The organism is Corynebacterium sp. HMSC11D10 (genome assembly GCF_001806995.1).
Classification (GTDB): domain Bacteria; phylum Actinomycetota; class Actinomycetes; order Mycobacteriales; family Mycobacteriaceae; genus Corynebacterium; species Corynebacterium coyleae.
Window position 1 is genome coordinate 1 of the sequence record NZ_KV787043.1, and the last position, 19,468, is coordinate 19,468.

The window sequence follows — 19,468 nt, forward strand, 5'->3', positions numbered from 1 at the left end:
GATCAACCTCAACCTTGGCATCCTTGATCGGGTTACCGTCCTTATCCAGGACCTCACCAGTCATACCATCAGTCGGGTTCTTGACCTTGTCATCCAAAGTCTTCGGCTCACCGTTGGCCGGAACCACGTCAGTATTGTTGCCAGGGACGATGGACGGAGCAGGCTTGGTGATCTTGATGTCGATCTCGCCGACATCCTTGCCATCCTTGTCCTTGACGACAACCTTGCCATCCTGCGGCTCGGTACCCTCCGGCACCGTCACCTTGATCTCGCCAGTGTTCGGATCAACCTCAACCTTGGCATCCTTGATCGGATTACCGTCCTTATCCAGGACATCACCCGTCATATCCTCAGTCGGGTTCTTGACCTTGTCATCCAAAGTCTTCGGCTTGCTATCAGCCGGAACCTCATCGGTCTTTTCACCGGTCTCAATCGACGGCGCAGGAGTATTGCCCTCCGGCTTCGAGTTCGGATCCTTCGGGTCCGTGCCAGCGTCCTTCTCATCCTTATCAGAGACACCGTCGTTGTCATCGTCCTCATCGGTGACATCCGGGTCGCCGTCACCGTCAGTGTCGCGCTGGACCGTGATGATCTTGGTGTCCTCAGCAACCTTGTTGCCGTCCTTGTCGGTGATGGTGACCGTGACGGTTACGTCACGGTCTTCCTCATCCTTGCCCCAGTCAAGTTTGTCTGGGGTACCAGTGACCTCACCGGTCTCCGGTTTAACCTTCAGACCACCAGGCAGGTTCTCAACCTCAACCTCGCCGCCTTCCGGAACGTCCTTCGCGGTATCGAACGGCTTGATCGGCTGGCCCTCGATAACCGTCTCAGGCGTCGTGTTCACCGATGCGTTACCCGGAGTCTTGTCAGAGTTGTTGTCATCACGATCCTTCTCGTGACCATTAACCGGAACCTCAACCTTGACCTTGCCATCCGTCAGATCCGGATCCTCAACGACCACATTGATCGGACCATCAACGTCCTTACCCGGGGTGACCTCAATTTCACCAGTGTCCGGATTGATTACGACAGGGATATCCTTGCCGTCCTCATCCTTCGCGGAGACCTTGGTGTCCTTATCTGGGTTGTTGACGATGATGCCAGTGCCCTGCTTGTCCTCAGTCGGATCAACCGGCTTCACATTCGAATCATCAACCGTGGTCTTAGTGGGAGCAGCTTCTTCCTTCTTGACCGTGACCTTCGCCGTAATCGTCTCACGAGAGCCATCCGGATACGTCACTAAGACTGGAATCGTGTACTCGCCGACCTCTGCGCCCTCAGGTGGCGTGAGCTCAATCTTTCCGTCCGGCGCAACAGTGACCCAGTCAGGTGTATCGATCTGCTTGCCATTCGGATCGGTCACCTGAGTGACCTGCTCGAACGAAGTGCCCTTAGGAAGGTCCTTACCATCCTTGTCCTGCGGAGCTGCCACTGTCGTGGTCTCTCCCACCTTCGCCTCGGCATCCTTGTACTGTGGCTCAAATTCACCGTTCTGGCGAACCTTGTCAACAGCAATGAAGGAGTCCTGAGCAATCACGACGCCGTAAGCGTTGACCAGCTGCGCTACGTACGTGCCGGGTTCTGCGAAGTCTGCGGGAGCCAGGTCACAGTTCTTAGCGTCTGCCAGGGTGTTGACCGGGCAATCTTGACCGATCTGCTTGCCGTCCGGACCGTGCCAAACGATCTTGTTGTCACCAGAGAACGGCAGCTCACCTGTCAGCTTGATCTTCGCAGGCTCTAGGTTGTTGATACCTTCTGGAAGATCTGCCGGGTTGAGGTAGGAATCGTAATTTACGATATCCAAGGTCGTGATGTCGGCCTGAACATCAGCGAAGTTGATGTTGTACCAACGGTTGCCGATGTAGCTCGGAATACCAACTGCGCCACCCCAGTTCGGGTTCTCACCCGAGTTACCGTTTACTTTCTGGAAGACCGGCGTGGGGAAGCCACTGAAGGAGTTCAGGACCTTGCCGTCCTTCTCAGCCCAAAGGTAGGTGTAGTTATTCATGCGGTTGCCGACTTCCTCACCCATACGGATGGTGTAACGGCCTTCCGCATCGGTTTCAGCACCAACGGTCTTCAGGATTGGCTCCTTGCCGTTCGCACGCATGTTTTCGATCATGCTCTTGGTTGCGGCAGCCTGCTCACGGTACGGCTTGTCACCAATGGCGAGCCGCTCGTACTCCGCGATACCTTCGTCGGAAAGAACAGAGGCATAGACCTTAGCTCCCTCCATCGGCTGATCGCCCTTCCACTGGTAAAGAGGACCAGTCTCATTACGGTCAGGGCCACCCTGTGCATCGCGCCAAACACGGCCGTAGTAGGAATAACGTGGTGCCTCCGTTCCTTCAGGCTTGTGCCAGCCTTCCTCATCCATAGAGAAGTTCGGGCTCACCATGTAGGAGTTCTCCGAAACGCTTGGAGCGCGCTCCTCCAGGAAGACACCAGTGCGCTGCATGTTGTAGTTCTCAAAGTAGAACGCACCGTTTGCGGAGCCCTGCGTAACAGGCGCCCACGCACCCGGCACACCGCCGCCAGCCTGGCGAACATAGGCCAGATCATTGCCGGTTTCCGCGTTCCTCAACGGGGAATCAACCCAAATGCGGTACTCCTGACCACGGAGGGCGCGGAACAGGTGCGGCTTACCGTTCACATCGACGAACGAGTACTCACCGCCCGGGACTTCACTATCCGGGTGGGAGAGCACATTGCCCTCCGCATCCTTAGCGCGAAGGTCAAAGACGTAGTTGCCTGACGTGTCTCCGAGCTGGTGAGACTTCGTGGTATAGATCGGGGAAATCGTGCCGTCGCGGTCCTTGAACTGCATGTAAATCGTGGCGTCATTGATGCCCATGGATCCCCTCAAGGAGGACGACGCGGTCGTTTCCTTGAGACCAATAACACCAGACAAGGTCGCAAGAGCATTCGTCATGCCAAAACGGCTCTCGACGTAGCCGTTAGCAATACCGTCCGCCTCAATCAGCTTCGTTGGGTCGGTGATTGGAGTAGCGGCAACCGTGCCCGAGGTCTGAGCATTAGCAGCCGACCCGAACTGCGGCGCAGCAACCGGCTGCGCCAACGGCGCAACCAACGCAAACGACAATGCAGCCGCAGCAACCGACGTGCCACGACGACGTGCAATGTAATTCTTCTTCACCGAAAAATTCCTTCCTCGAAAATGATTATTCGGTTAGACAAGCCCTGTCTGTTGTGACGCTTTTCGGACACATGCCATACAGGGCCGACATAGGCAAGGGTAAAGAAGTTGACAATAGCCCGCAATGATCATTACGTCTGCCCACAACCGCGTAGAAGATTTCTCAGGTTCTTCCAACCCGGCAGTGTCTTTTTCCATTTTTCGCTGGACAGCGTTTGCCCACGTCGTCAAAAATTGTTGACCTGTCAAAATAGATACATCTTGGAAACGTGCAATATCGAGATGCATCCCCAACCACCGCAAATGCCTATCTGCCCTGCGTTTTTGGGTGACGATTTCCGCCCAGGCACGGTACTTGGCCTCCCGATCCACTAACACCGAGAAGATCCATGAAAACGGGGTGAAGGTGAGATTTTCTTAGAAAAGCAGAAGTGCCTACTTTAGGGGGTGATTCGGAGTGGTGGGGTCGTCGATAAGCAAAATGCCCCAACGACAGTTGCCCCGTATCCCAACAACGGGGGTACGGGGCAACAACGCGCTAACTAGTAGCTAGAACCTACTTCTTCTCCGGAGCCGTGGTCTCCTTGGAGGAGCCAGCGTAGGTGTTGCCGGAAGATCCTTTGAGTTCGAGGTTCTTCACGGACGAGCCGCCGTTGGGCGAGCAGTTGTCATAAATGATCGTGCCGGCCAGGATGCCAGCGGCGATCAACGCGAGACCGCCAACAACTGTTGCGATGTCGGTGCCGTACTGGGCAAGCTTCGCGTTCACGGCGTCCGCTTGAGCGGCGACCTGCGGGTTGAACACCCCCAACTGCTGCTGGAGGCGCGTGTTCGCGGTCTGGATCTGTGCATTCGCCTGGGCGGCGAATTCGGACAGGCCCGGGATCTGGATCTGGGTAGCCAGACCAATCGGCAGCAGCGCGATCAGGGGCAGACCGAAACCGACAGAGGTTGCGACACACATGCCCGTGTCGATGCCGACCTTTGCGGTGGCCTTGTTGCCGGCGCCGTCGACAACCTGGATCTCGTCACCGGTCTTCAGGTTGACGTCCGCCGGGACGTTGACCTTCCACGTGCCGTCCTTGCCGGTCGTGGTCGTGGTGGTCTTGCCGTTTGGCCAGGTCACGATGATGGTCTCGCCAGGGCGGTCGCCCTTGCCGGTGATGGTCTTGGCGCCGGGGGTGATGTCGTCGATAGTCGGTGCCGTGGTGTCTGGCTTCGACTGATCGTCTGCCGGGTTGGAACCGTTCTCCACCTCCTCGCGGTTGGTGTGGCCATCACCATCAAAGTCACCATTCGGATCCAGCAAGAACTTGCCATCCTTGCCGACCAGGTCGAAGTTGGCGGTCGCGGTGTTGGTCGAGTCGTCCTCGTAGGTGAAGCCGACAGCAACGGACGGGCGAGCGAACGGCTTGAAGGTTTCGAAGAACTTATCCCAACGCTTCTTCACATCGGCGCTCTTGATCTCCGGCAGGTGCGCCTCGACCTTCTCCGCGACGTCCTTCATCGAAGGAGCCTTCGCGTTGATCACACCGTTGTCCTGCGGGGTGAACGTCCACTTATCGGCGTCCGAATCCACAGTCGGCTTGGCTTCAGTCTTCTTCACCGGTGCCTTGGTGCCGAACGGGTCGTTGGTGTTCTTCTCACCATCAACCGGCACGTCCGTGACCTTGTCGTACTCCGGCACGAAACGCTCCGCGTCAGTACCAACGGTGATGGTCGTGCGTACCTCATCGGTGGAACCATCCGGGTAGGTCACAACAACAGTGACGTCGTAGACGCCCGGCTTCGAGGTATCCGGGGTCTTTTTGTACTTGAAGGTGGTTCCCTCCGGCAGCTTGTCCGCGTCCTTGATGTTGGCCTCCGGATCCGGGGTGCCGCCAGTCTTGACCTTCTGGTCCTGGCCCTGCGGATCGTTCTTGTCAGCGTCCGTCGCGTTCTTCTGCACCTTCACGGTGGAATTGACCTTGTCGGTGGTGCCATCCGGGTAGGTGGCAACGATGGTCACCGGCTTGTCGCCCTCAGTGGAGGTATCCGGCGCCTGCTCGTACTCGAAGGCCGTGCCCTCCGGCAGCTCGTCGATGTTGGTGACGTGGTCCTTGGCCTCCGGGACCTCGTTCGGCTCGACGGTCTTGTCCTGGACCTGCGGCTCGTAGGTGTCAGCGTCGGACTGCTTCGGGTCCTCGGGCTGGGGCTGCTCCGGCTTCGGGGTCGGCTCGGGCTGGGGTTGCTCGGGTTGTGGCTGCTCCGGGGTCGGGTCCTCTGCAGGCTTCGGGTCCTCCACCTTCACAGTGGCCTTCACCTCGTCGGTGGAACCATCCGGGTAGGTGACGACGACCGTGACCGGCTTATCCCCAGCAGTAGAGGTATCCGGATCTTCCTTGTACTTGAAGGTCGTGCCCTCAGGAAGCTTGTCAGCGTCCTTGACGTTGTCCTTCGGATCCGGCTTCTTGCCAGTCTCAACCGTCTGATCCTTGCCTTGCGGGTCGTGCTGCTCGGCCTGATCCTTGGCAACCTTCACCGTCACCGGCACCTCATCAGTGGTGCCATCCGGGTAGGTCACAACAACGACAGCTTCCTTGTCACCAGAGGTGTCAGTCTTCGGCGCATCCTTCCAGGTGTACTTGGTGCCCTTCGGAAGATCTTCCTTGTTCGCGATCGAATCCTCAGCCTTCGGCTCAGCGTTCTTCGCAACCTCCTGGTCCTTACCCTGCGGGTCGTACTTGCTGGCCTGGTCGGTGACCTTCAGCGGGACAAGGTCGGTGTGCTCGGTCTCTTTGCCGTCCTGATCCACCAACGTGTAGGTAACGGAGACGTTCGGCTTCTCTTCAGAAGCGTCAACCGTCTTCTTCGGCGTACCGGTGATTGTGCCGTCCTTGAACTCCAGGCCTTCCGGGAGGCCCTCAACCTTGATGGAGTCCTTCCTCAGCTCGAAGCCCTGCGGCAGCTTGTCAAAACCTTCCGGCTTCACGTCCTGCTTATACGGCTCGCCGACGACGCCGTCGGCCAGCTTGGTATCCGTCACCGTGATCTTGGTGACCACCTGCTCCTTACGCTTCTGCGCGACGGGCTTCTTCTCGGTCTTCTCAATACGCTTGTCAGGATCTTGCTCGTCTGGGTTTTCGTAGACCGGGTTGCCGTCGTCGTCAAGCACCGGCACATCCTGCTCGACCATGACCTCGATCTCGCGAGTCACGATGACCTCAGTGGTGCCCGGGGTGGTCGGCTTGCCGGTGATCTTGCCGGTCTTCGGGTCGATGGCCAGGCCTGCAGGCAAGTCGTTAGCCGAGTAGGACGGTTCAGTGCCCTCTTTCATATTGTCCGGCAGATCCTTGAACAGCGGCGTCACGTCGTTGTTCGGGAACTCAGTGCCAACCGACCCCAACGGCAGCGGCTCAGGAACAACAGCGGTGAAGGAGTCTGCGATCTCCCAACGATCAGACGGCTTGCCGGAAGCCGGGTCAACAGAAACCAGCGCGGCGGTGTAGACCGTGGTCTCCTTCAGATCTTCAGGAGCCTGGAAGTTGCAGGACTCGAGCGCACCCTTGTCGTCGCTCTTGATCTTGCACATCGCGTCCTTGATCTCAGTCTGGGTACCATCCGGAGCGGTTGCGTACCAACGGATTGCGTACTCCGTGTTCGGCAGCAAGCCCGCGGTCTTCGTAGTCACCTTGGAGCCCGGACGACCCTTGTTGTCGTAGGAGTTGTACTCCGGAATGTCGAAGGTCGGCTGTGCAGTCATCAACGGGAACTGCAGACCGTTCATGTTCGCGCCGGCGGCAATCGCGCCCTGGTCGCGGTAGTTCATGAACATATTGGCGACGAACGCAGAGTTCTTCACGTCGCGGCCCTCAATGTTCGGGTAGATATACATGTAGTCGGTGTTGATGTGGCGCACGTCGTACAACGAAGCGCCGGTAAACACGTTGACCCACTGGTTCTGGTAGTCCTCTGCGACCTTGCCCCAGTCTTCTTCGCTGACCACATTGTTCGCAGCGAAGTTGGCCTTGTCGCGCGAGTAGCCCAGCGTGCCCTTGAACGGCAGGTAAATCATGCCGTCAGCGCTGGTCGGGGCAACGACGGTCTCTGCAATGTGGGAGCCCTCGCCGTGCTCGTCCTGGTACGCCTTGATGATGCGCTCCTGGTTCGCACGCTCCTGCTCAACCGTGTAACCCGGGTTCTCGTTCTTCCAGGCGTCGATCTGGCGCGCGACTTCGTCGTTAAGATACGACGCAACAATCTCGATGCCGCCCGCTGCGCGATCACCACGCGCAGGCTGGTACTTGTAGTACCCCGGCAAGGTACCGGCAGACTCACCAGTCTCCCACCACACCATGGACTCATTCGGGTGAGCGATGCTCTTGATCGCGCCAAAGTCCCCGTAGTACGGGAACTGACCATCAGCCGTCGGCTCACCGGTCTCGCCGTCGAGCGCACGAGTCCAATCCTTCTCCGGCTTGGCCAACCAACCAACGTGATTCGGCTTCTCTTCCAGCACAAAACGACCGTTGGTAATGCGGGAACCAGCAGGACCAGCAGTGAAGTTCCAAGACTCCTGCACCCGGTCCGTGATGGAGGTGTAACGGCCCGAGTTGAAGTCACCCGCGGCAACCACCGAGTACTTGCTCGGATCCGGGTTCTCGCCCCACACGCGGACGCGAACGCCACCGGCGGCCAGCCAGAACGGCGGCGCGTCAACCTCGTTGGTTACCTTCTCGGACAGGTCGAAGGAGAAGCGACCCTCGGAGTCGGTCGTGGTGTAGAACGTCGGCGAAACCTCACCATTCTTGGTCACGTACTGCAAGTAGATGACGTTGCCCTTGAGCGGCTCATTGTTCGAGGACAAGTCATCGTGGCGGCCATCCTTATTGATGTACGCCCAACCGTGGTAGCCATAGAAATCACGCCAGCCACCCTTGGTAAAGATGGCGTTTGGCACCTGCTTGTTCTTGCCCTGATCCGCGGCTGGGGCTGGGGCTGGGGCTGGGGTTGGGGCAGCCTGCGGGTTGTCTTGCGCAAACGCCGTCGGCTGCGCGAGCGGCGCAACCAGCGCGAGCGACAACGCAGCTGCGGCAACCGAGGTGCCACGGCGGCGTGCAACGTAGTTTTTCTTCACAAAGAACCTTCCAGAAACATAGCGATGTGTGTAAACGCAATATCCAATTAATGGACACCCGTTAAGGACTTTGGGAACGCTACGCCTGGTGGACACCTGTCTACAATCTTCCCTTTTGGCCCTACCCCCACTCATGTGATTATTTAGCTTCCCCTCAGGAATTGATTTAAAAACTGCCTGGTTCCGTACTGCTTCATGAATGTTTACTGTGAGTTCCCTGCCTTTGGGCGGGGGTAGCTCGGGGAGGTGGGGTCGTCGATAAGCAATATGTGCAAAACGCCGTCGCCCCGCTCACTGGAATGATGAGCGGGGCGACGGATTCGAGGAAGACGCCTTTAGTAAAGGCGCTGGTCTACTGCATTACTTCTCCTTCCCCTCCTTCGACGAACCTGCGTAGGTGTTGCCGGAAGAACCCCTCAACTCGAGGTTCTTGATGGACGAGCCACCATTCGGCGAGCAGTTGTCGTAAATGATCGTGCCGGCCAAGATGCCCGCGGCGATCAGCGCCAGGCCGCCGAGCACGGTTCCGATATCGGTGCCGTAGCGAGCGAGTTGCGAGTTAATCGCATCCACCTGGGACGCCATCTGCGGGTTGAACACGCCCAGCTGACGCTGCATCTGGGTGTTGAAGTTCTGGATCTGCGCGTTCGCCTGAGCAGCGATGTCAGACAGACCGGGGATCTCCAACTGGGTAGCCAGACCAATCGGCAGCAGCGCGATAAGCGGCAGACCGAAGCCGACCGAGGTGGCGATGCACTTGCCGGTGTCGATGCCAACCTTCTCCTTGGACTCGTTGCCCACACCGTCCCGAGCCTTGACATCGTCGCCCGGCTTCAAGGTGGTGCCGTCAGGAACCTTGACCGTCCATTTGCCGTTCTCATCGGTCTTGGTCGGCACTTCCTTGCCATCCGGGAAGGTGACGATGATGTTCTCGTTCGGACGGTCGCCGGTGCCAGTGACGGTCTTATCGTCCGGCTTGATCGGGTCGATCTTCGGCGGCGTGGTGTCCGCACCCTCATCTACCGGTTTATCCGGGTTATCAACGGTGACGGTGACCGTGGTGTTGTCCTTGGAACCATCCGGGTAGGTGACCTCGACCGGGACGGTGATCTTGTCGCCCGGCTTGGCGTCCTTCGGAATAGTCACGGTGATCTCGCCGGTGTTCTTATCGACGACCACACCATCCGGGGTGTTCTCACCCGGAGTGAACGTGGTGCCCTCCGGCGGTGTGGTCGGGTTGCCATCCTTGTCCTTGAACTCAGGCTTTTCGACCTTGACGTCCTCACCAGGCTTGCCCGAACCATCCTTGTACTCCGGCTCGATCTCATCCGCAGTCTTCGCATCCGGGTTGTCAACGGTGACGGTGACATCAACGTTGTCCTTGGAGCCATCCGGGTAAGTGACCTCGACCGGGACGGTGATCTTGTCACCCGGCTTGGCGTCCTTCGGAATAGTCACGGTGATCTCGCCGGTGTTCTCATCGATGGTCACGCCATCCGGAACGTTCTCACCCGGAGTGAAGGTCGTGCCATCCGGGGCCGTGGTCGGGTTGCCGTCCTTGTCCTTGAACTCCGGAGCAGGAACGGTCACGTCCTCACCAGGCTTGCCGGAACCGTCCTTGTACTCCGGCTCGTAGTCCAGGTTCTGGTTCGGAACCTTCGGGTTGGTCTTGTCTTCCTTCTCCTTCTCATCCGGGATGCCGTCACCATCATCGTCCGGATCTTCGGTATCAGGTGTGCCATCACCGTCGGTATCCAGCTTGAACTTCGCGGTCGCGTCGTCGGTGGACTTGTCCGGGTAGGTCACAATGACCGGAACATCGAACTCCTCAACGGTATCTGCGTTGAGCTTCGACTTATCCGGGAACGTCACGGTGATCTCACCGGTGTTCTCGTCGATAGTGACCACGTAGCCCTCGGGAGCCGTGAAACCATCAGTGATCTTGAACGTCGAGCCCTCAGGAGCAGTTGCCTCCTTGCCATCCTTGCCGGTGAAGAACGGCGACGACTTCGTCTCCTTACCTGGGACGACGAGCTTGTCCTCGTAGGACGGCTCGTAAAGGTCAGCGTCCTTGTCGACAGGAGCCGGAACGTCCTTGTCGGTCACCGTGACAGTGACGTCAACGTTGTCCTTCGTGCCATCCGGGTAGGTCACAACAACCGGAACGGTGATCTTGTCACCCGGCTTGGCATCCTCCGGAATGGTCACGGTGATCTCACCGGTGTTCTCATCGATGGTCACGCCATCCGGGGTGTTCTCACCCGGGGTGAACTTCGTGCCCTCCGGCGGCGTGGTCGGGTTGCCGTCCTTGTCCTTGAACTCAGGAGCAGGAACGGTCACGTCCTCACCAGGTTTACCGGAACCATCCTCGTATACCGGCTCGTAGTCCAAGTTCTGGTTCGGAACCTTCGGGTTGGTCTTGTCTTCCTTCTCCTTCTCATCCGGGATGCCGTCACCATCATCGTCCGGATCTTCGGTATCAGGTGTGCCATCACCGTCGGTGTCCAACTTGAAGTTGGCCGTCGTGCTGTCGGTGGACTTGTCCGGGTAGGTCACCGTCACCGGAACATCGAACTTCTCAACGGTGTCCGCGTTGAGCTTCGACTTATCCGGGAAGGTCACGGTGATCTCGCCGGTGTTCTCGTCGATCTCGACGACATAGCCCTCAGGCGCCGCGAAACCATCAGTGATCTTGAACTTCGAGCCTTCCGGAGCGGTCGCGTCCTTGCCATCCTTGTCGGTGAAGGTCGGCGAAGACTTCGTCTCCTTGCCCGGGACGACCAACTTGTCCTCGTAGGACGGCTCGTAGAGGTCAGCGTCCTTGTCGGTCACCGTGACGGTGACGTCAACGTTGTCCTTCGTGCCATCCGGGTAGGTCACAACCACCGGAACGGTGATCTTGTCGCCCGGCTTGGCGTCCTCCGGGATGGTCACCGTGATCTCACCGGTGTTCTCATCGATGGTCACGCCGTCCGGAACATTCTCACCCGGGGTGAACTTCGTGCCCTCCGGCGGCGTGGTCGGGTTGCCATCCTTGTCCTTGAAGGTCGGCTTGTCCACCTTGACGTCCTCACCAGGCTTACCGGTGACGTCGGTGTACTCCGGCCCGTAGTCCAGGTTCTGGTTCGGAACCTTCGGGTTGGTGTCGTCGTCAATCTCCTTATCATCCGGGATGCCATCACCGTCATCGTCTGGATCCTCGGTATCAGGCGTGCCGTCGCCATCGGTGTCCAGCTTGAACTTCGCAGTCGCGTCGTCGGTGGAACCATCCGGGTAGGTCACAACAACCGGAACGTCGAATTCCTCAACGGTGTCCTTGTTCAACTTGGATTTGTCCGGGAAGGTGACGGTGATCTCGCCGGTGTTCTCGTCGATAATGACCACGTAGCCCTCAGGAGCCTTGAAGTCCCCTGGAATTGCGAACTTGGAGCCCTCCGGAGCGTCGACCTTCTCCTCGGTCTCGTTGCCATTTTCATCGACCTTGGTAAAGGTCGGAGCAGACTTCGTCTCCTCGCCCGGAACAACGAGCTTGTCCTCATAGGACGGGGTGTACTCGTCCGCGTCGCGGGTGACCAGCACGGTCCATGCGGAAACATCATTGCCGCCGGAAACCAGGACCACGTTGAAGAAGTCGCCCTTCTTCGCATCATCCGGGATGTCGAAGGTGCACGCTGCGACCTGGGCCTTGATGCCCTTGGATTGGTCGAGCTCGCACTCCTTGAGCACCTTGCCCTTAGAGTCACGCCACTCCACCTTCGACGGCAGCGTGGACAGGTTGCCGTGGAATTCCGGGGTCACCGTGACGCCAGGTGCAGCCGGCTTATCCGTCGCGTTGTAATCAGCCGTGATCGACACCGGGGTATACGGCATGACCGCGTAGTTAACGTTGTACAGCGAGTTCAGTTCCTGGTACGGAAGACCGTTGAAGTTAATCGGCAGCTGGTTCTCGCCCGGGGAAGCCGCCGCCTTGAAGTTTCCACCGCCGTTAAAGCGCTGGAAGATCGGGGTGTGGAAGCCCGTGTAGCCGTTCTGGACCACACCGTCCTTGTTCTCCACCCACACGAACATGTGGTTCGGGTTGAGGATATCCTCGCGGACCTGGCCCTTCTCGTAGTTGCCAAAGCGCAGGGTGTAGCGGCCTTCGTTATCGGTCTTGCCGTAGACGGTCTTGAGGATGTACTCCGGATTGTCCTCGAGCATCTGCTTGGTCGCCTCGGCCAACTTCGCCGGGTCGTTCTTGTACTGCTCGTGCAGCACCTGGTTTGCCGCGGCACCATCCTTGGTCAGGGTGGATGCGTAAACGGTGTAGCCGTCAGCGGCTTCGTCGATACCGTTGTACGACGGGCCGGTTGCCACGATGCCCTTGTCCGGGCCACCGGTCTCCAACCACACGCGACCGGAAACGGTATTCGGGACCTTGGTCTGGGTCGCGGCCAGATCGATCGGCCCCTCGGGGTCCTCGACGAGCTTGTCGCCCTTGGCGGCCATCCAGCTTTCCTTGTGGCTTGGCGGGACTTCCTGCAGGAACGCGGCCATGAGCTGGATGTTGCCGTCTGCTGCGACGAAAGAACCCAGCGGCCCTTCGACCACGCCGTTGAATGAGCCAGGGACGAAACCGTTGGCCTGGCGGAACATGACAACGTTGTTGCCACGCTCGTTGGTAAACGGCTCAACCCAGATGCGGTGCTTCTGGTCCGTACGGGCAGACCACGTGTGCTCACGGCCAAGCTTGTCCGTCCAGGTAATGCCCTTATCGCCAGTACCGAACGCAAACGTACCCTGACCACCGTTGCCGCCGACCACGTCAGGCAGCGTGTGCGTCTGCGCCTTGAAGATCGGCGAGTACGAACCGTCCTTGTCACGGAACTGGGCATAGACGGTGATGCCGTCGAGCTTCACGTTGCCGTTGTCATACGCCGCACCCGGGTTACCGCCAGGGGTGGTCAAGTAGACATGGCCCGAGATCAAGCCCTTACCAACACCGTGTGCATCAGTCAGGTTCGCGGCCTTGGTGACACGACCGCTGGCGATCATGTCCGCATCAATGATTCCGTTCTCATCAACCACCGGAGAAGGCGAATTCTGCTCAGACTCAGCAGCAGGCGCTTCCTCCTGCGCGAACGCAACTGGCTGTGCGAACGGCGCAACCAACGCAAACGACAGCGCGGCTGCGGCAATGGAAGTGCCACGGCGGCGGGAAATGTAGTTCTTCTTCACCGAAATTCCTTCCCTCGAAAATGACCCTTCGGTTAGATACGTGCATCTCTTTGTGCCCCGTCTTTGACACATGTCACACAGAAACGACATAGCCGAGAGTAAGGAGTTAGACAAGTGTCCGCAATATTTTGTTTCTTTCGCTTGATAATGCTTTTAATTCTTTAAGCTTCTTCAAAGCGTTCAAGCCTCTCCACATGGCAAAACCCACACCGCAATCCCCCTTTTCTTAGGTTGTGAAATTTTGCATAGGGTCGCTTGCTGACGGTGGGGTTGGTGACGATCACATAGTGCCATCAACGCACGTTCTCACCCCTCAACTTGAGGCGCGAGGCAGCGTGGCGTACATTGTGCGCACAGGTTCTACACGTTGCTTGAAGACCTCACCACACAAAAGTAAGGACAGTGGTCCCTATGACTCAGCCAAAAGTTAAGCGACTTCACCTCAGGACAACAGAGGTCCAGGACGAGACGCTACGAAGTGCCGCCGAAGCCCAGGATGTTCCGGTGTCCGATTTCGTGCTCGGCAGCGCAATGATCGAAGCGGAAAAGATTCTTGCCGATCGCCGTTGGTTCGAATTGAGCGACGAAGACTTCGCCAAATTCGAGAAAGCCCTCGATACCCCCGTCGACGGCACGAAACTAGCGCGCCTCCTCGCATCCGACTCCGTCTTCGGAAAGGAGTTCCACCTTGACTAGGGACATCATCCAACCTCCGCGAACGATCGAAAAGGAAGATGATGTTGCAGGTTTCTCCTGCGGGGTGGAAAGCCTAGACAAGTGGCTCAAAGAAAACGCTTGGAAAAACCAACGCGCCAACAATTCTGTCACCTACGTGACAACGCTTAACGACAAGGTAGTTGGTTACTACGCTCTCGCATCGGGCGGAGTCAGCCGAGATGCCCTGCCCAAGCGATTCCGCAACAACCGTCCCAAGGATGTTCCGATCATCCTTCTGGGGCGGTTCGCTGTCGATTCGCGCGCTCAAGGCAGACAACTAGGCAAATCCCTATTACAGGACATGTTTAGACGCGCGATCGCCGCAGCGGAGATAATCGGTGCGGCAGCGATCCTCATCCACGCACACGATGAAAGCGCAAAACAGTTCTACCTCCATAACGCTAACTTTCATGAAATGCCAGGAGAACCGCTCCATCTCCTCCTGCCGGTGGAATCACTGATCCAACAAGCCCAGAACTCTTAGCATGCGGCGCCTCCACGCTTCCAACTCAATCGGCACAACGGTAGGCGTATCCCTCAGGGTTTCAGGCTCCCACAACCACATCGATCCCGTCGGCATACCGGCGGGCAAAGCATCAATCAGAAACTGGATACTCTCTAGTGGCGCATCCCTATTGCAGCGGTATGAAGCGGCGACGAGATTGAAATGATTGAGCGTGCTGACCAGCGACCCCTCCTCTACCGGTTGGTAGAGCTTCAACGTCTCCAAGGCGCGCTCCGGGTTTTCTCCAATAATGCAGAACCCGAAGTTTCTCTTCACCTCTGGCTCATTAGGAAACAGGTTTATGTTTTCACTTGCCAGGTTGACCGCCTGGTCCACGTCACCTTTGTCTAATGCGGCAATTACGGATTTCTGTGCTTTCTCCAGCTCAGCCAATGGCCCCCGCTGATAGGGCGCAATTTGTGAAGTCGCGCGCCTAGCGAGCTCTTGGGTTACATCAAACAAAGAGACTCTGCGTTCCTCCAGAAGACCAACGTCAAATTGGGCTAATCCCTGAACCGCACCGGGCTTCGTTATGAAAGTCAGCTCCCACAGCAAGGACTCACTAGCCCACTCGTCTAGATACGTTTTTGTAAACCGCTCACATACCCAAACCGTTGCGTCACGGCCATTGAGCAAAAACAGATCCTCATCATCGGCAAGAGACTGGTCTGTTGAGTAACGCCACCCAACGAGATGCGCAATAGGCGCCTCTTGAAGCCAACGTTGCACCTCCCGAACAAAAGACCCATTCATCGCCCTAGCTCGGGCCAAGCTCCGGTCTCCTGCTGCTACGCCTTGAAGCTCTGGACTTGCAATAAGAAGATCAGCCCATTCTCCCAGAAGCAGTTCATCACTCCCGCGTTCTTTTTCCAGCACGAGCTGCCGGCACGCTAACGCTCCTTCAAGGACAAAATCGATCAACATCGGCCCGAATCCAGTTCGGATGATCGCATCGGCGGACAGACCGCGATCGGCCAACTTGCCAAGTGCGGACGTGATTTGAGTATCACGACGCAACCTGTCTGGGACGTTCAATCGCCGCAGATTGTCCGAGACAAGCCGAAGGAGCTGCGCAGTCGTCCAGCAGCTCGTTGGCTCACCCGGGAGGTGCACATAATCTGCCCCTACGCCCTCTGAGTGATCAGCCGAGGAAACGAGTAACTCACTTAGTGTTTCACAAGTCCGTAGCCCGTTGCACAACCGATGGTCAGTGACGCTACATTCTTGGCTGGCAGCGGCAACATAATCGGCCAGATCACGTCCGCCCTGTGCCACTTCCCCTACCGCTCCATGATGTCGTGGCGCACGATGGTCTGGTCGCGGCCCGGGCCGACACCGATGTAGGAGATCGGTGCGCCGGAGAGCTCCTCGAGGCGCAGCACGTAATCCTGGGCCTTCTGCGGCAGCTCCTCAAAGGTGCGGCAGCCGGTAATGTCCTCGTCCCAGGCGGGCATCGTCTCGTAGATCGGCGTTGCATGGTGGAAGTCGGTTTGGGTCATCGGCATTTCGTCGAAACGCTTGCCGTCCACGTCGTAGGCCACACAAATCGGGATCTCGCCGATGCCGGTAAGCACGTCAAGCTTGGTCAGGAACAGGTCCGTAAAGCCGTTGACGCGGGAGGCGTAGCGCGCGATCACGCTGTCGTACCAGCCGGTGCGGCGCACGCGGCCGGTGTTCACGCCAACCTCACCGCCGGTGACCTGCAGGAACTCGCCCCACTTGTCAAACAGTTCCGTCGGGAACGGACCCGCCCCAACGCGGGTGGTGTACGCCTTGATAATGCCCAGCACGCCCGTGATGCGAGTCGGGCCGATACCCGCACCCACGCACGCGCCGCCGGCGGTCGGGTTCGAGGACGTCACGAACGGGTAGGTGCCGTGGTCCACGTCCAACATGGTGGCCTGACCACCCTCCATGAGGACGTGCTTGCCGGCGGAGAGGGCGTCGTTAAGCATGCGCTCCGCATCAATCACCATCGGCTCGAGGCGCTCCGCGTAACGACCGAAGTAATCCATCGTCTCCTCGACCGAAATCGCGCGACGGTTATACATCTTGACCAGCATCTGGTTCTTCACATCGAGCGCAGACTCGATCTTCTGGCGCAGGATGGACTCGTCGAAAACGTCCTGCACGCGCAGGCCCACGCGAGCGACCTTGTCGGCGTAGGTCGGGCCGATGCCGCGACCCGTCGTGCCAATCGCGCGCTTGCCCAAGAAACGCTCCTGCACACGATCCAACTGCTGGTGATACGGCGCCACCAAATGCGCATTCGCGCTGATCTTCAACCGCGACGCATTCGCACCGCGCGCCTCAAGACCGTCGATCTCCTCGAACAACGCCTCAAGGTTGACCACCACACCGTTGCCCAGAATCGGGGTAGCGTTTTCGGACAGGACGCCGGCGGGCAGCAACTTCAGCTCGTACTTCTCCCCACCGACAACCACCGTGTGCCCAGCGTTATTACCGCCGTTGGGCTTAACCACGTAGTCGACCCGACCGCCGAGAATGTCAGTTGCTTTGCCTTTGCCCTCGTCGCCCCACTGGGCGCCCACGATGATGATGGCGGACATCACGCACTCCTTAAATATGGCGTATGAACGGGCATATTGTACCGTGAGCGCCATGCGGCTCATCCACTGCGCATGCGGCGCGTCCCCCGAACCCTCAATTCCGGGCGCAGAAACGTTCCAACTCCCCGCGCACCCCACCCAGCGCGACCTCAAGTTTCTCGACGCCATCGCGCGCGAAGTGCTCCCCTCAGATCCCACCCCGTCGCTTGACGAGATCCAGAAAAACCCCGCCGTCGACCACCTCGGCGCACCCACGTTTGCGCCGCAGCAACCCTCTGAGCCGTTGCGTGTTGTGGTGTCAGGCAGCGACCGCGCCCTCGGGCTCGTGCTCACCCGCCTGATGCGCGCGGATTGCATGTGGGTGGAGGTCGGGTACGTGCCCGCGGATCCGCAATCGGCCGCGGCAGTGCTCTGGGGCGCGGAGTCTGCGGATCTTGCTGCAGGCGGGCCCGTGCGACCCGTCCCCTGCATCCGCACCGACTTCGGCGAGGTCGTTGCAGGATCCGCGGAGCTCTTTACTGACGACGGCGCCACGCCCTACTACGGCGAAGTCGTCGTCGACTCGGACGTGCTGGTCCACCCCGGCGTCGAATACGGCGCACGCCTCGTGCCCACCGTCGACGCGCCCGGCATCGCCGCCGCCCCCTTCACCAGCCCACTCGTACCCACCCGCCGCTTCCTACGCCGCCAACCCGTCGCACGCCTCGACGGCAGCCGCACCCTCACCGGTCGCGCCCTGCAATCCGGTGGCAATGAGATCGCAGTGCGTATCGACGACCACCTGCGCCCCCGACCCGTCTCCCGCGTCACCTTCTACCGCCACCTGCGCGACATTCAGGCGGTCCGTTCGGCATAGTTTCAGGAATTATATTCACGCTCTGGCGGACTTCACATTTCGCGTTTTCTCTATGCGATTGGTAGCTCGCTGTTACCTAACTGACACATTGCGTTCATTTCGCTGAACGTTTTACCACCTTTCAGATTTTCGTTTCCGCTGGCTGTTGGCGGTTTCCATGGGACTACCTGAACTTGTCGTGTTTGTCGCTCGAACACCCGTTCTACTTTTCGAGGCTCAGGTTGGGTCCGCTGCCAGAACGGTTGATCGTCGTTACGGTCGGAATCGTTCTCGCAACAACAAATCAAAAGGAGAAACAACAATGACTAACCTCAACCGCATCGAGGATCTTGCAAACGCAACCGCATACGACGTCAACGGCGACAAGGTCGGCGGCGTCAAGGACGTCTACGTCAACGACTCCTCCGGCCAGCCGGACTTCGTATCCGTTAGCCACGGCCTGTTCGGTGGCGGCGACTCCATCGTCCCACTGCGCGGCCACGTACTTCGCGACGGCGAACTGCACCTCGCATTCTCCAAGGACCGCATCGAGGACGCACCGGATCTCGACGAAAACGGCCACCTGACCACCCAGGACCAGGACGCCTTCTACCGCCACTACGGCCTGGAGACCACCGAGGACGTGACCACCTACGAGACCGGTAAGCACGCCGCTGCTGGTGCCGGTGTCGGCGCCGCGGGTGCTGGTGTCGGTGCTGGTGCTGCGGGTGCTGGTGCTGGTGCCGGTGAGCGTGGTGTCGTCGATAATGAGCGCGCCGCTGCCGCAGACCGCACCACCGACGTCGACGGCGAACTGATCCGCTCCGAGGAGCAGCTCAACGTCTCCAAGGACCGCGTCGAATCCGGCCAGGTCAGCCTGCGTAAGTACGTCGTCGAGGAGACCGAAACCGTCGAGGTCCCGGTCGAGCGCGAGGAAGTCCGCATCGTACGCGAGCCGATCACCGACGCAGACCGCGCAAACTACGACGGCAACATCGGCGAGCAGGAAGCATCCGTCACGCTTCACGAGGACCGCGTGACCGTATCCAAGGAATCCGTCCCGGTAGAGAAGGTTTCCCTGGAGAAGGACACCGTCCGCGACACCGAGCGCGTCTCTGAAGAGGTGCGCAAGGAGCGCTTCGAGACCGACGGCATCGTCGAAGACAACAAGTAAAACCTGTATAGGGGTTTAGCCCCTGGCTTTCGCCCCTGGCGTTCGCCCCTGGCTTTCGCCCCGGTTGGGAATGTTCCTAACCGGGGCTTTTTGCTGTTCGTTTTGCTGATCGTCTAGCTCGGCTAGGCTCCCTACTAGACGATCAGTGTCATGTCTCGTGACTTATTGGACAAGGAG

At 58.9% G+C, this 19,468-nt stretch carries 9 protein-coding genes; 4 read left to right on the top strand and 5 right to left on the bottom strand.

From position 1 onward, the window contains the following. From HMPREF3120_RS04610 to HMPREF3120_RS04620, 3 genes are all read right to left on the bottom strand, one after another. The coding region (locus HMPREF3120_RS04610) for a Rib/alpha-like domain-containing protein (protein ID WP_070451077.1) at positions 1 to 3,157 on the bottom strand (3,157 nt) is incomplete at its 3' end. Between the two features lie 556 nt (positions 3,158 to 3,713). Then, positions 3,714 to 8,273: a Rib/alpha-like domain-containing protein gene (locus HMPREF3120_RS04615; protein WP_070451078.1), complete on the bottom strand. Its 4,560-nt coding sequence runs from the start codon at positions 8,271 to 8,273 to the stop codon at positions 3,714 to 3,716. Between the two features lie 360 nt (positions 8,274 to 8,633). Continuing rightward, the gene (locus HMPREF3120_RS04620; protein WP_070451079.1) at positions 8,634 to 13,490 is read right to left on the bottom strand and encodes a YPDG domain-containing protein; all 4,857 of its coding nucleotides are present in this window, start codon (positions 13,488 to 13,490) and stop codon (positions 8,634 to 8,636) included. A gap of 411 nt (positions 13,491 to 13,901) precedes the next feature. Between HMPREF3120_RS04620 and HMPREF3120_RS04625 the strand changes: the two genes are divergently transcribed. Then, positions 13,902 to 14,186: a type II toxin-antitoxin system TacA family antitoxin gene (locus HMPREF3120_RS04625; RefSeq protein ID WP_070422119.1), complete on the top strand. Its 285-nt coding sequence runs from the start codon at positions 13,902 to 13,904 to the stop codon at positions 14,184 to 14,186. Continuing rightward, positions 14,179 to 14,691, top strand: a complete 513-nt coding sequence (locus HMPREF3120_RS04630; protein WP_070422117.1) for a GNAT family N-acetyltransferase — start codon at positions 14,179 to 14,181, stop codon at positions 14,689 to 14,691. The genes HMPREF3120_RS04625 and HMPREF3120_RS04630 overlap by 8 nt, the downstream gene beginning before the upstream one ends. Here the strand turns inward: HMPREF3120_RS04630 and HMPREF3120_RS04635 are convergent. Further along, entirely contained in the window at positions 14,662 to 15,747 is a 1,086-nt protein-coding gene (locus tag HMPREF3120_RS04635; RefSeq protein ID WP_141739371.1) for a hypothetical protein, read from the bottom strand. The two genes, HMPREF3120_RS04630 and HMPREF3120_RS04635, sit on opposite strands and share 30 nt — an antisense overlap. Before the next feature lie 245 nt (positions 15,748 to 15,992). Then, positions 15,993 to 17,282, bottom strand: a complete 1,290-nt coding sequence (locus HMPREF3120_RS04640) for an adenylosuccinate synthase (RefSeq protein ID WP_070451081.1) — start codon at positions 17,280 to 17,282, stop codon at positions 15,993 to 15,995. Positions 17,283 to 17,334: 52 nt separating this feature from the next. Between HMPREF3120_RS04640 and HMPREF3120_RS04645 the strand changes: the two genes are divergently transcribed. Further along, a complete protein-coding gene (locus HMPREF3120_RS04645) occupies positions 17,335 to 18,138 on the top strand; it encodes a hypothetical protein (RefSeq protein ID WP_083284777.1) in 804 nt (267 codons plus the stop codon). 301 nt (positions 18,139 to 18,439) lie between these two features. Continuing rightward, entirely contained in the window at positions 18,440 to 19,291 is an 852-nt protein-coding gene (locus HMPREF3120_RS04650) for a PRC and DUF2382 domain-containing protein (RefSeq protein WP_070451083.1), read from the top strand. The last annotated feature ends 177 nt before the right edge of the window (positions 19,292 to 19,468 follow it).